Below are 11,535 nucleotides of genomic sequence, written 5' to 3' on the forward strand. Positions count from 1 at the left end.
GTGGTCAGGGGCGTGCGGAGCCGGCCGGGTCCTTGCCGGTGGCCGGAAGCGGGATGACGGTGCGTACCTTGCCGCCCGCGCTGTGCTGGATCGGTTCGCTGCCGCGTTCGAGGCGCACATGGCCGAGGCCGTGGCGGGACAGCAGGTCGCGCATGCGGGTCTCGACGTGATGCCAGAGGGTTGCGGGGTCGGTGCCGGGGGCGGGGTGCAGCCGGATGCGCAGCGTGGCCGGCGCGGTCTGGACGATCTGGAACAGTTCCAGGCCGGGCACCGCCTCCAACAGGGTGGCCAGCGGCAGCGGGGCGAGGGTGACCGGCGCCTGTTCCGGGCCGGGGCCGGGGAAGGTGAGCAGGTCGGCGGCGCGGCCCTGGACGCGGACGGCCGGGCCGGGGTGGCCGCACGGGCACGGATCGGGCCGGAGCAGGACGCTGTCTCCGAGGTCGTAGCGCAGGATCGGCTGCACGCGGTTGGCCAGGTTGGTCAGCAGCACGGTGTGCGAGGGCTCGCCCGGCGCCACCGGCCGGTACCGCTCGTCGACGGGTTCGAGGATGGCCCAGTCGGCGTTGACGTGCATCCAGCTCTGCGAGCAGCCGTAGGACAGGAACGGGCACTCGTTGCAGGCGTAGCTGGTGCGTACCTTCGCTCGCAGGGCGGCCGCGATGCGCGCGTACTCACCGACGGGCAGGCCTTCGGCGGTGAGCATCACCAGGGCCGGTTCGATGCGCAGCCGTCCGGCCTCGGCCTCGCCGGCCAGCAGCGCGCCGATGCTGGCGTAGGGGGCCAGCACCGCCGGGCGGAAGGCGTTGAGCTCGGCCACCAGGTCGGCCAGCGGCTGGTGCACGCTGAAGGCGGCGATGCGGGGGCGGCCGCGCAGCCGGGCGGCGGCCACGGTGGAGGCGAAATGCCCGCCCTCGGGGATCACCAGCGCCATCCGGGCGCCGCCGCGCGCGATGCGGGCCACGTCCCGCACGCTCAGCCAGCCGGCCAGCATCCGCGCCATCATCGCGGAGGTCACCGCCGCGGCCCGGGCGTCTTGCAGGAAGATGCCGTGCGTGCCGGTGGTACCGGAGGTGGTGGACAGCGTGTAGCGGCCGGCGAACCGCTGCCCGATGCGGGCCGGGTCGCCGGCGAAGGCCCGCGCCTGAGCCAGGGTGACGGCACGGTCGGTGACCCAGTCGTCGAAGGCGGCCATCAGCTCGCGCTTGCTGGTGGGCGGCAGCAGGGCCAGGTCGGCCACTCCGGCCGGCAGGTCCCGGTACAGGTGCTGGTAGCAGGGAGAGCGGGTACGCGCCCACGCCACGAGCTCGCTCAGGCGGGCCCGCTGCCGGGCGGCCATCGCCTGTTCACCGCCCGCTTTGGCGGAGCGGGCGTCGGCCAGCAGCCGCAACGTCGAGGTGTTCATGATGCTGTGGTGTCCCTTCTGGCGGCGCCGCGGCGCCGCCGCTGGTGGAGGATGAGGCGGGCACGGCGCGACAGGCACGGCCCGGCAGGAGTCACGGCGGCGGCTACCGGCGGTTACCGGAGGCCGGGGGCGCCGCGCTCGATGGCCCGAGGCGGGCGATGAACGTGCGCAGGGGCATCAGCGCGCAGGGTGGCGGTGGGCCGCTCAGCTGAGGGCAGACCGGCCGTGGGCGCGGCAGCGTGGTGGAAGCCAGCGGAGGAGTCCTTCCCGGGCGGTGGAACCCGGCCGGGCATCCGCGGGGGGACTCGGCCAGGCATGACAGCGTGGCCGAAGGTCTCGCCCACCGGCCGGTGACCGGTCCCCGCCGCCGGAGAACGCGAGGTTCTCAGCATGTCGACGTGCGGGCGTTGCGGGCTACTCCCCTTCGGAGTGCCCCCAATCTTCCACACGTTTCGGAAGTCGCGCAACCGTCGAAGCGTAGGGTGAGTGGCAGGCCGTGGGCGCGAGACAATGGAGAGACGATGTCGACCTCACCTGCACCGGGTTCACCCGGCGCCGAGCACCCACCGCCGACCACCGCGCAGCTGAAGGCGGCGGCCGAGACATTCGCTCTGCTGGCCAGCCCGGTACGGCTGCATCTGATGTGGCTGATCACCCACGCCTCCTACGACGTCAGCACGCTGGCCGTGCACGCGGGCATCAGCATCGCCACGGTCTCCCAGCACCTGGCCAAGCTCCGCCTGGCCGGCCTGATCACCGCACGCCGCAACGGCCGCCGGACGCTGTACGCGGTGGAGGACCCTCATGTGATCACGCTGATCGGCCAGATCTTCGATCACATAGCCCCCGACGGAAGCCTGGCACCCGATCCTCCTCGATAGTCACGAGCCCCGAGCTCTAGGAGGACGGCCGTAGCGGGGCAGCCGGCCCGCAGCAGCAACGTGATCGACAACAATTCGCCTGCCCACGGACGGCCCGAGCGGCCTCGGATCTGTGTTCAGCGCTCTCGAATGCCTACTCCGGCAGACGTACCGGCACCTGCGTCGAGCGGACGACGACTACGCGGAAGCGATTGCCGAAGATGGCCACGGCAACTGGCGACACCAAGGGGGAGTCATGGACGTGATCGGCACCGCCGAGGTCCCGGCGAGCGAGCGGTTCGCCCTCTGACGCGAGGTGAGCTCAAAGCGGTGGGTGCCACTCGATGCCCGCTGTGAACCGCATCTGGAGAGCGACTTCCGGGCTCAGGCCGGTTTCAGTGAGCTCGGCCTCGTGCAGGTGGCCGTGCTGACCGCGACGCCACTGTCGATTCATCGCACGCCCAAACTGATCCGCCGATCCGATCCCGAGACGTTCATGGTGACCTGCACCGTACGCGGTCGCGTGTGGGGAGAGCAGGACGGCCGGCACGCGGAACTGCATGTCGGTGACCTGTCCATACGTGACAGCTCACATCCTTCCCTGACCCGGATGGCGCCGAGCGAGCGACCCAGACGGTGTGCCTGCAGTTCCCGCGGTCGTTGCGGCCGCCGACGCCTTCCTCTCCACCCCGCGCACGGCCACCCCCACCGCGCCTACGCCTCCGCGATTGATCGCGTCACCGCACTGCTCGGTCCCCCCACCCGGGTCCGCGTCCCAGCCGCAAAGTAGCGCTGAGTAACCATCACTACGCTATGCGGTAACCGGGTCAGTCATCTCCGTGTCGAATAACGGTCGTCTGTCGACAGTCACCGGACCGATCACGGAACCGCAGGTGGGCGCTGTCGACAACTCGTGTCGAAAATCAATGTCGGTGAACGGTGCGCGGAGTGGATTCCGGCAGCGCTCTTCGGCTACGCGCGGATCAGTACCGCCGATCAGAACCCCGACCACCAGATCGACCCGCTGCTGCGCGCGGGCGTCGACCGCGATGCCATCCATCTGGACAAGACCAGGTGGCTCTGTAGGCGGGGGATTGGATCGGATGTCGGTCAGCGGAGGCGCTGCTGTCCGGGCCGGACTACCGAGCTCGGGGCACAAACGCCTCGTAGACCTTGCTGCTCGGGTGCCGGGCCGGGTATCGGGGGTCGTCTACTCGTTTGACCAGCGGCTGGTGAAGAGTTCCTCGCCCGGCGGAGAACCGGGCAACGGGCCGTGTCCCGGCCGCAACCCGTCGAGCGCTATCGCGATCAGCCGTCGGCGCGCCTGGGCAGCGGCGGTCAGCAGATCGTCCCTGCCCTGCTTGCGCAGCTGATCGACCACCGGGGAACGGCCGAACTGCTCGATGAGCAGCGAGATGTCGACCGCGGCCACGTCCTCGCGCAGTACGCCGGCCTGGTGCGCCCGCCGTACCAGTTCGGCGAGCAGTTCGTCGCCGCGGCGGGCCTTGGCGCTCATCTCCTGGCTCACCTCGATGGTGCCGGCGACCGGCGCCAGCAAGCCCTGCCCGAACGCCACACAGCCGTGAACGAAAGCCGCCAGCCCCGCCCACGGGTCAGGGTCGGCCAGACCCTGCTCGGCCGCCTCGTTCCAGTGGTCGAGAGAGAGCAGGCTGAGCCGCTGGAACAGCTCCTCCTTGGTCTTGTAACGGCGATAGAGGCTGCCGATACCGACGCCCGCCCGGGTCGCGATGGCGGCCACCGACGCGTGCGCGCCGTCTTCGGCAAGCACATCGCGCGCGGCCTGAAGCAAAGCGCGGTCGTTGCGTTCTGCGATGTCTTTGCGCGTGGTCATCGCCACAGACCCTACCAGTTGCGGAGCGAAGCGCTCCGGCATAGTCTCAAATCGGAGCGAATCGCTCCGCGAATTGAGGAGACGCGACATGAATCCCGATATCGAGGCGATCGAGCAGGTCGTCCGCGACGCCGAAGACCTGCAGAGCGACGTGGCCGGTTTCACCGGGCTGCTGACCGAGGAGGCGACCCTGGTCAATTTCACCGGGATCCGGCTGCGCGGCCGCGACCAGGTCAGGCAGGTCATGGCCAAGGCGCTGCGCACCCCGCTCAAGGACGTGCTGACCAAGAACGAACTGCTCGACGTCACGTTCCTGCGACCGGACGTGGCGCTGGCCAACCTGGTCAAGCACGTCAACGACGGCCGCACCGGAGCGCTGACATTCGTGCTGGTCAAAGACGACGGCACCTGGCGGATCGCGCTGGCCCAGACCACCCCGGTGGTGACGTCATGAGCGTGGCCCTGGTCATCGGCGCCACCGGCCAGCAGGGCGGCGCCACCGCGCGTCACCTGCTGAGCCGTGGCTGGCAGGTCCGTGCCCTGGTCCGCGATCCGCAGAGCCCGGCCGCCGGCCGGCTGACCGGTGCCGAGCTCGTGGTCGGCGACATGGAGGATGCCGCGTCCCTGGAGCTGGCCATGCGAGGCGTGGACGCCGTGTTCAGCATGCAGGCACTGGCGTATGAGCCGGAAACCCTCAAGGCCGAGGTACGGCAGGGCATGCGCGTCGCCGATGTCGCACTGGACGCCGAGGTCGGGCATCTGGTCTACAGCTCGGTCGGCGGTGCCGAGCGGCACACCGGGATCGAGCACTTCGAGAGCAAGGCGGCGATCGAGGCGTACATCCGCGCTCTGAGGTTGCCCGCGACGATCGTGCGGCCGGTGTTCTTCATGGACAACCTGCTGCACTACGCCGATGTCGAAGGGGAACGGCTGATGGAGCTCCCGGTGCTCCCCGACCGGCCGATGCAGCTGATCGCCACCGACGACATCGGCCGGATCGCCGCGCACGTCATCGACCACCGGGACGACTACCTGGGCGTGGAACTCGAAATCGCCGGCGACGAGCTGACCTTCGCCGAAGTGGCCGGAATCTACGAGAAGGTCACCGCGGTGCCAACGCGCCTCGTTCCTCTGCCGATCGAGGAAAGGCTGTTCGAATGGTTTGCCGAGAGCGGCTACCAGGCCGACCTCGCCCAGCTGCGCAAGGACTTTCCTGGCCTGCTCACCTTCCAGGACTGGCTCGGCGGGCAGGTCCCCTAGACGTCACTGACACTCACCGCCGAAAGAACGGAAGACGACATGAGCAAGGTCTGGTTCATCACCGGTTCGTCCCGCGGCCTGGGCCGCAGTTTCGTCGAGGCCGCCCTGTCTCGCGGCGACAAGGTTGCCGCGACCTGCGGGACCAGGGCAGCGGGCACATCATCCAAATCTCGTCGGTCGGCGGCCTCACCGTGTTCCCACTCGGCGGCGGCTATGTCGCCTCCAAGTGGGCGTTGCAAGGCCTGAGTGAAACCCTCGCTCAGGAGGTCGCCGACTTCGGCATCAAGGTGACCTTGGTCGAGCCCGGCTCCTACGCGACCGAAGGAGCCGCCGGCGGCGTCCACGCCGACGCCAACCCGCTGTATGACGGTCTGCGCGAGAGTTTCGCCGACTTCGCCAAGACGCTGAATGTCGGTGACCCGGCCGCGGCAGGCCGGGCGCTGCTCAAGGTGGCCGACTCCGGCAACCCGCCATTGCGGGTGTTCTTCGGCGCCCAGGGCAACCAGATCGTTCCGCAGGTGTACGCCGACCGGCTCAACACCTGGGCCGACTGGCAGGACCTCGCCGAGGAGGCACACGGACACACCCGGATGGCACCGGCTACCTGACCCGCCGACCGATCTGCGGTAGGGGCGCAGACCTCACCACGAGACGCTATCCGCGCTGCCCTGGGCGAGGAGAAGATCTCCTTCCTCGGAAACTCCTACGGCGGCGTGCTCGGGGCCTCCTACGCGCGGCTGTTCCCGCAGCGGCTTCGCGCGATGGCGGTGGACAGCGTACCCGACCACGTGGACCCGCTCGCAAAGTCGGAGCGGCTGCAATACAAGGGCTTGGAGGCGGGGTTCAAGCGGTTCGTCCGTTGGTGCGCCGGCTCCTCCGACTGTGTGCTTCGCGGGACCACGATAATGCCGCCGCGGAATCGCTCGTCAGTCTCTACAAGAAGGAACTCATCGATTTCCATGGCGGCTGGAAGAATGTCATGGATGTGACGATCGCCACCATGGAATGGGTGGCGTGGTATAACATGAAAGGGGTACATTCTTTCTGCGGGAACGTTCCCCCGCACGAATACGAGGAAGCGTTCTACCGGTCACACGGCAACGCGCCCGTATCGACCGAAAACCAAGCGAAGTAGCCTCCAACTTCGCCGGGGCGGTCCAAGGTCTCCATCAAAGTTGGGGCGCTTCACTGGCGGGACATGAAACAGATCATCGACCTGCGACCGTTCTATCACCGGCTCGAAGAACGCATCCGCGCCCATGTCATGCTCTGCTGGCTGGCGCTGCTGCTCATCCGGATCATCGAGACCACCACCGGCCGCACCTGGCCCGCCTGCCGCCGCGACCTCGACCGGCTCCACCTGGGCACCTTCACCGGGCCTGCGGGCCTGCTCCGGCAGGTCACCGCCCTGACCAAGCCCCAGCAGGACCTCCTCGCCAAGCTTGCCGTCCCCGCCCCCAAGCAGGTCATCGACCTGAAACCTGCAGCACGCTGACCAGCACGAACACCACCGCCTAGAGAAACGCCCTCCAGGCGGCCACACCCATGTCAGCCCAGTTCAGAGCCCGTATTTGGACCTCCATGCCGCTGAATTACGCGGAACGTGGGAGTTACACAGGGTTACATTGCGATTGATGACGCGGACCCGAGTTTGGGGCCGTATCAGTCGATCAGCGGTAGCACGATCGCCGAAGGGTGGTAGCAGTCGTGGAGGATTTCCTGGTCCGCCGCTCGTGTGGTGGTCGCGGTGGCTTCTGGCTCTCCGGTGCCCAGGTTGCGGGTGAATCTTGGGTGTGCGCCGCTGGATACCTGCAGTCTGATCCGGTGGCCGCGGGCGAAGCGGTAAGCGGTGCCCGTCAAGCTGATGCTGAGGCGGCGGACGCCGTCGGTGGCGGGCTCGGGGGAGCCGGGGTGCAGGCGTAGGAGTCCGTCGCAGATGTTGGTCGAGCGGCCGTTGGGGGCGACGTCGCACAGCCGGGCGAAGAAGTCGGTGTGCTGCAGGCTGGAGCGGACGAAGAGATCAGCCTCGACCCACCCGATGAGGGTCAGGTCGCGCTCCACGGCCTCGGTGGTGAAGGTGAGAACGTCGGGGCGGGCTTCGAGCATGCGGTTGTCCTTCGGCCCGCACCGCCAGGGGAGATTGGGGAAACCGCCGCCCACGTTGGGTGTGGGGTCGGTGGGATCGTAGCGATAGCGGGAGGGTTTGGTGGTGGCGGAGTCATCCGGGTCGGGGGTGAGATAACCGCCCTGGCGGAGGTACCAGGGGGTGGGCAGGGAGTCCGGCGGTGGCCAGTCAGCCACATCGGCCCAGTGGTTGGCGCCCATGATGTAAACGCGCACCGGCGTGTCGGGGACCGAGACGCCGGATCCGCGCCCGTGGGCCGCGAGCCAGGGGAACTGCTCTCGGGACGCCGCCCTGTTCTGTCCTGAGGAGTGACCGCCTGGACCGACCAGCAGGCGCGCCGGCCGGCCGGCGCGACGGATCGCCACGTAGTCGGTGAGGGTCGTGCTGACGAAGAAGTCGTACCAGCCCGTGGATAGATGAGTGGGGGGCAGGTTGCCCGCGCAGTCGCGAAAGTCGACCTCCTTGCTGTAGCCGTCGTGCCCGTCGCTGGCCACCCATCGCTGGTAGTAGTCCACCTGCTCGCCCAGAGCGATCCGGTCCGATGCGCCCATCGGCAGGTGAGTCTCGGCCGTGCGCAATGGCCGAGGGCGAATGAGAGCCCGCCATGACTCCGACACCGGCGTGTCCGCCCTGGTGACTGGAGCGATCGCGTAGATCCAGTACAGGGCATTGCCGATGGAGAAGGCTCCGTTGGGATGCGACCAGCCGCTTGCCCAGTCCGACGGGGCGACGCCGATGACGACCGCTTTCCACTCCGGGATACGGGAGCGGGCCAGCGCCCACTGCACGTATCCGACGTAGCTTTGGCCGTAGGTGGCGAAGGCGCCAGGGAACCATGGCTGCTGCCGCAGCCATTCGACTGTGGCCAGCCCGTCGGCCGCTTCGGCGGCGCCCGGTTCGAAGTCTCCTTCGGAGTCGAACGTTCCCCGGGTGCTCTGGACTATCACCTGGTAGCCGCGCTCGGCGATTGCTCGTGCGATCGTGCCCCAGCCCTGGACGGCGCGGCTTCGGCCGTACGGCGTGCGGATGAGCACGAGCATCGCCCGGGGGTCACCTCGCGGGTAGTAGCGGTCCGCGGCCAGCTCCACACCGTCGCGCATCGCCACGCGCAGGCCTTTGTCGACCGCGATGTCTGTGGACGTGGCCGGCGGTAGGCCCATGATCAGGGCCAGCAGTCGGGTAGCAAGGCTCATCTGTGCATCCCCCAGGAGTGCTCGCGGAAGCTGTCAGTGGTCGGCCGAGTGCCGGGAGGCTTTCTCCTTGTCCCATTGGTCGAGCAGCCTGGGAAACTCCCGCGCCATGAACGCGTACATGTCCCGCATCAGCTCCAGCCGGGCCCGGGCAACGGGGTGGTGGCCGACCGCGCTGATGCCTTGCTCGGCCAGCTCGGTGAAGGCCGTGAACTCCGCCGTCTTCGCGCGGAACGCGCGCCCGAAGACGTCGTCGGCCAGCCGATAGTGATCCCGGCGCCCCCGCACGGGCCGGTAGCGAGAGGAGACAGCAGTGCTCGAGTTGGCGCAGGGCCAGGCTCATGCTGCTCTTGGCCACCCCCAGCCGCTCGCACAGGCTCGGGGCGTCGGCGGCTTGGCCCGTGTCGGCCAGCAGGCATCCGATGACCCTGCCGGAGGTACGGCTGAGCCGCAGCCGCTCGAAGTACCGGCCCGCGTTCTCGATGAACTCCTCGACACTCGCCATACCATCATGTTCGGAATGTTCCGAACAACTAGGATGATGGTCATGTCGCATCCCGCGCCACTTACCGTTGCCGTCACCGGCGCCAACTCCGATCGGCCTGCGAGCAGCCGAACAGCTCGCAATCGCCAGCCACAAGGTGCTGGCGCTGTGCAGAAACCCCGACAGGGGCCGTGCCGCGCTGGACGCGATCAACGCGCGCGCCCGGCATCCAGCCACGCTCCTCGTGGCCGACCTGTCGGCGCCGGAGTGAACTCCGGGTTCCGGGTCGGCGGCCCGGACAACTGGCCCGACACCAGCCAGTGGGAGGAAGGGTTCGACCTCACTGAGGCCGATGAAGCCTACGCCGAGGTCAATCCCTACACCGACCCCAGGTGATGACTCCCCTGATCCTAGACGAGGACGACAAGGTGGCCGACGCCGAGATCCAGGCCGCGCGCTGATGCTTCCGATCTTTTTCGTCTTTGACGTGGCAAGCTCAGACCAAAGATCGCTAGGGCAACTTTGTGCTGGTGGTGGTGCTTTCCGGTGGCGGTCAGCTGCGGCCTGGTGTGGGCGATTCGGCTCCTCGTGACAGCGGCAGTACCGGGATGCGCAGGGTGAGGGTGCCGGTGGTGAAGCGGAAGGTGACGTCAATGGGTGTGGCGCCGAGTGGGCGGTGGATGTCGACGAGTTCCAGGTGCGGGCGGTCGTGCCCCTGTTGGAGTGAGAGGGTCTGACGGGGAGGGATCGTCACGTCGACGCGCTGGCGGGGGCCGGTCGGGCTTTCGCGGTAGAGGACCTGTTCGGCGTGCACGGTGCTGGCGCCGTCGAGCCTGTGGGGTTGGTCGCTGTCGTTGACCAGGGTCAGGTAGAGGCCCAGGTCGTCTCCGGCCTTCTGCTGGTCCATGGGCGGGGCCAGGATGTAGACGTGCAGTAGCCGCATCGCCCCGACCTGCCCGTCGACCAGGCCCTCCCGATTGCGGGTGGATTGGGGCAGAGGGGACTCCCGTTGAGCGGAATTACAGGCCGGGAGCAGCATCAGCATGCAGGCCGTCAGCAGGAACGGGAGCGCCGCCCGCCACGTCTCGACGTGGCGGCCGTCAGGTGATGTCGTCATTTCGCGCTCCTGTGAAGAGGAAGATTCCCGCGCTGTTGCCGTCAGGCCGTCCGGTGATGTGATGAGTGCCGTAGGTCGGCACGCGCAGCGCGAACCGTGCGCCGCAGAGGCCGTGGAACCCGGCTCCGGTCACGTCCACGGACGTGGTGTATGAATCGATCTTCGCGTGATCCTGTTTCTGCAGGTTAAGCGGTAAGTGTCTGCGGGAGTGGGTTCGGGTGGGTGTGTCGCCCGGGATCACGCGGATGCGGGCCTTGGCCAGCACGTCGAGGCCCATTTAGCGGCGGGCTTCGACCCACTCGTCGGTCTGCTCGGCCAGCACGGCACCGATCAGGCGGATGATGGCGGGCCTGTCGGGGAAGATGCCCACCACATAGGTGCGGCGGCGGATCTCCTTGTTCAGCCGTTCCTGGGGATTATTGGACCAGATCTGGGTCCAGATCTCCCGGGGGGGAGGCGGCGAAGGCGATCAGGTCTTCGCGGGCGGCGTCCAGGTGCTCGGCCGCGGCTGGGTGTTTGGCCTCCAGGGTTTGCACGACCCAGGCGTGCTGGGTGCGCACCGAGGCGGCGTCTGGCTGGTCGAAGATGGTGCGGACCAGGGTGGCCACGAACGGCTGAGAACTCTTGTTCACGCAGGTCAGCAAGTTGCGCAGGTAGTGACTGCGACACCTTTGCCAGGCCGCGCCCGCCAGCCCGCGTTCCGCGTAGTTCAGCGGCCTGGAGGTCCGAATCTGGGGTGTGAGCTGGGCTGACATGGATGTGGCCGCCTGGAGGGCGTTTCTCTAGGCGGCGGTGTTCGGGCTGGTCAGCGTGCTGAGGGTTTCAGGTCGATGACCTGCTTGGGGGCGGGGACGCCGAGCTCGGCGAGTAGGTCGTGCTGGGGCTTGGTCAAGGTGGTGACCTGCCGGAACAAGCCTGCGGGGCCGGTGAAGGTACCCAGGTGGAGCCGCTCCAGCTCGCGGCGGCAGGCAGGCCAGGTGCTGCCGGTGGTGGTCTCGATGATCCGTATCAGCAGCAGCGCCAGCCAGCAGAGGATGACGTGGGCGCGGATGCGTTCTTCGAGCCGGTGATAGACCGGCCGCAGGTCGATGATCTGTTTCATGTCCCGCCAGCCTCGCTCAAGCAGCTTTCTACAGTGCACCTATATAGCTGTTAGGGCCTGGAGCTGCGATGATTGGCATCGAAGGTCTGCTGGAGTTGGTGGCTGTCGCCCAGCGGCTCAAGGAGCAGAGCGCCCCGCGGGAA

At 68.2% G+C, this 11,535-nt stretch carries 15 protein-coding genes and 3 pseudogenes; 9 read left to right on the plus strand and 9 right to left on the minus strand.

Annotated elements, in window-relative coordinates:
* Positions 1–4: 4 nt before the first annotated feature.
* A complete protein-coding gene (locus tag E1295_RS44435) occupies positions 5–1,402 on the minus strand; it encodes a phenylacetate--CoA ligase family protein (protein WP_132640825.1) in 1,398 nt (465 codons plus the stop codon).
* A 521-nt stretch (positions 1,403–1,923) separates the two neighbouring features.
* Between E1295_RS44435 and E1295_RS44440 the strand changes: the two genes are divergently transcribed.
* Together E1295_RS44440 and E1295_RS52745 are read left to right on the plus strand one after the other, a co-directional pair.
* A complete protein-coding gene (locus E1295_RS44440; RefSeq protein WP_132640827.1) occupies positions 1,924–2,283 on the plus strand; it encodes an ArsR/SmtB family transcription factor in 360 nt (119 codons plus the stop codon).
* Positions 2,284–2,596: 313 nt separating this feature from the next.
* Positions 2,597–3,052, plus strand: a complete 456-nt coding sequence (locus E1295_RS52745; protein WP_166427719.1) for an AraC-like ligand-binding domain-containing protein — start codon at positions 2,597–2,599, stop codon at positions 3,050–3,052.
* A 21-nt stretch (positions 3,053–3,073) separates the two neighbouring features.
* On the opposite strand, the gene E1295_RS49470 is transcribed toward E1295_RS52745, so the two are convergent.
* Positions 3,074–3,322, minus strand: coding sequence for a hypothetical protein (locus tag E1295_RS49470; protein ID WP_166427720.1), 249 nt, complete (start codon positions 3,320–3,322; stop codon positions 3,074–3,076).
* 150 nt (positions 3,323–3,472) lie between these two features.
* On the minus strand, positions 3,473–4,114 hold the full coding sequence (locus tag E1295_RS44455) for a TetR/AcrR family transcriptional regulator (protein WP_132636638.1): 642 nt from the start codon (positions 4,112–4,114) through the stop codon (positions 3,473–3,475).
* Positions 4,115–4,202: 88 nt separating this feature from the next.
* Here E1295_RS44455 and E1295_RS44460 point away from each other — a divergent pair, with 88 nt between their 5' ends.
* The 6 genes and pseudogenes from E1295_RS44460 to E1295_RS44485 all read left to right on the plus strand — a co-directional run.
* Complete coding sequence (locus E1295_RS44460) at positions 4,203–4,568, plus strand: SgcJ/EcaC family oxidoreductase (RefSeq protein ID WP_166427721.1); 366 nt, start codon at positions 4,203–4,205, stop codon at positions 4,566–4,568.
* Positions 4,565–5,374, plus strand: coding sequence for an NmrA/HSCARG family protein (locus E1295_RS44465; RefSeq protein WP_132640835.1), 810 nt, complete (start codon positions 4,565–4,567; stop codon positions 5,372–5,374). The genes E1295_RS44460 and E1295_RS44465 overlap by 4 nt, the downstream gene beginning before the upstream one ends.
* Complete coding sequence (locus E1295_RS44470) at positions 5,272–5,982, plus strand: SDR family NAD(P)-dependent oxidoreductase (protein WP_246081140.1); 711 nt, start codon at positions 5,272–5,274, stop codon at positions 5,980–5,982. Before E1295_RS44465 ends, E1295_RS44470 begins: the two co-directional genes overlap by 103 nt.
* Positions 5,983–6,087: 105 nt before the next feature.
* Positions 6,088–6,363 carry a hypothetical protein gene (locus tag E1295_RS44475; RefSeq protein WP_342775970.1) on the plus strand — a complete coding sequence of 92 codons (276 nt, stop codon included), beginning with the start codon at positions 6,088–6,090 and terminating at the stop codon, positions 6,361–6,363.
* A complete protein-coding gene (locus E1295_RS51605) occupies positions 6,255–6,509 on the plus strand; it encodes an integrase core domain-containing protein (RefSeq protein ID WP_281284811.1) in 255 nt (84 codons plus the stop codon). The genes E1295_RS44475 and E1295_RS51605 overlap by 109 nt, the downstream gene beginning before the upstream one ends.
* A 54-nt stretch (positions 6,510–6,563) precedes the next feature.
* Positions 6,564–6,869: pseudogene (locus E1295_RS44485) on the plus strand (IS1634 family transposase); the annotation flags it as partial.
* A gap of 167 nt (positions 6,870–7,036) precedes the next feature.
* Here E1295_RS44485 and E1295_RS44490 read toward each other — a convergent pair.
* A complete protein-coding gene (locus E1295_RS44490; protein ID WP_132640839.1) occupies positions 7,037–8,692 on the minus strand; it encodes a CocE/NonD family hydrolase in 1,656 nt (551 codons plus the stop codon).
* A gap of 33 nt (positions 8,693–8,725) precedes the next feature.
* Positions 8,726–8,977 carry a hypothetical protein gene (locus E1295_RS44495; protein ID WP_132640841.1) on the minus strand — a complete coding sequence of 84 codons (252 nt, stop codon included), beginning with the start codon at positions 8,975–8,977 and terminating at the stop codon, positions 8,726–8,728.
* A gap of 463 nt (positions 8,978–9,440) precedes the next feature.
* Here E1295_RS44495 and E1295_RS52115 point away from each other — a divergent pair, with 463 nt between their 5' ends.
* Positions 9,441–9,569 (plus strand): hypothetical protein, encoded by a 129-nt coding sequence (locus E1295_RS52115; protein ID WP_281284810.1) that lies wholly within the window; start codon positions 9,441–9,443, stop codon positions 9,567–9,569.
* A gap of 157 nt (positions 9,570–9,726) precedes the next feature.
* On the opposite strand, the gene E1295_RS44500 is transcribed toward E1295_RS52115, so the two are convergent.
* From E1295_RS44500 to E1295_RS44515, 4 genes and pseudogenes are all read right to left on the minus strand, one after another.
* Positions 9,727–10,290 carry a copper chaperone PCu(A)C gene (locus tag E1295_RS44500; protein ID WP_132640843.1) on the minus strand — a complete coding sequence of 188 codons (564 nt, stop codon included), beginning with the start codon at positions 10,288–10,290 and terminating at the stop codon, positions 9,727–9,729.
* Positions 10,274–10,567, minus strand: a complete 294-nt coding sequence (locus E1295_RS44505) for a hypothetical protein (protein WP_132640845.1) — start codon at positions 10,565–10,567, stop codon at positions 10,274–10,276. Before E1295_RS44505 ends, E1295_RS44500 begins: the two co-directional genes overlap by 17 nt.
* Before the next feature lie 3 nt (positions 10,568–10,570).
* Positions 10,571–10,982 (minus strand): annotated as a pseudogene (locus E1295_RS44510) (transposase); the annotation flags it as partial.
* Between the two features lie 113 nt (positions 10,983–11,095).
* A pseudogene (locus tag E1295_RS44515) lies at positions 11,096–11,413 on the minus strand (IS1634 family transposase); the annotation flags it as partial.
* Positions 11,414–11,535: the final 122 nt, after the last annotated feature.

The sequence above is a fragment of the Nonomuraea mesophila genome, from assembly GCF_004352805.1.
GTDB lineage: Bacteria > Actinomycetota > Actinomycetes > Streptosporangiales > Streptosporangiaceae > Nonomuraea > Nonomuraea longispora.

Coding starts and splice junctions, on each gene's coding strand:
- E1295_RS44435 (WP_132640825.1), bottom strand. CDS start 1,402: ATGAACACCTCGACGTTGCGGCTGCTGGCCGACGCCCGCTCCGCCAAA.
- E1295_RS44490 (WP_132640839.1), bottom strand. CDS start 8,692: ATGAGCCTTGCTACCCGACTGCTGGCCCTGATCATGGGCCTACCGCCG.
- E1295_RS44440 (WP_132640827.1), top strand. CDS start 1,924: ATGTCGACCTCACCTGCACCGGGTTCACCCGGCGCCGAGCACCCACCG.
- E1295_RS44470 (WP_246081140.1), top strand. CDS start 5,272: ATGGTTTGCCGAGAGCGGCTACCAGGCCGACCTCGCCCAGCTGCGCAA.
- E1295_RS44505 (WP_132640845.1), bottom strand. CDS start 10,567: ATGGGCCTCGACGTGCTGGCCAAGGCCCGCATCCGCGTGATCCCGGGC.
- E1295_RS44460 (WP_166427721.1), top strand. CDS start 4,203: ATGAATCCCGATATCGAGGCGATCGAGCAGGTCGTCCGCGACGCCGAA.
- E1295_RS49470 (WP_166427720.1), bottom strand. CDS start 3,322: ATGGATGGCATCGCGGTCGACGCCCGCGCGCAGCAGCGGGTCGATCTG.
- E1295_RS44500 (WP_132640843.1), bottom strand. CDS start 10,290: ATGACGACATCACCTGACGGCCGCCACGTCGAGACGTGGCGGGCGGCG.
- E1295_RS44465 (WP_132640835.1), top strand. CDS start 4,565: ATGAGCGTGGCCCTGGTCATCGGCGCCACCGGCCAGCAGGGCGGCGCC.
- E1295_RS44455 (WP_132636638.1), bottom strand. CDS start 4,114: ATGACCACGCGCAAAGACATCGCAGAACGCAACGACCGCGCTTTGCTT.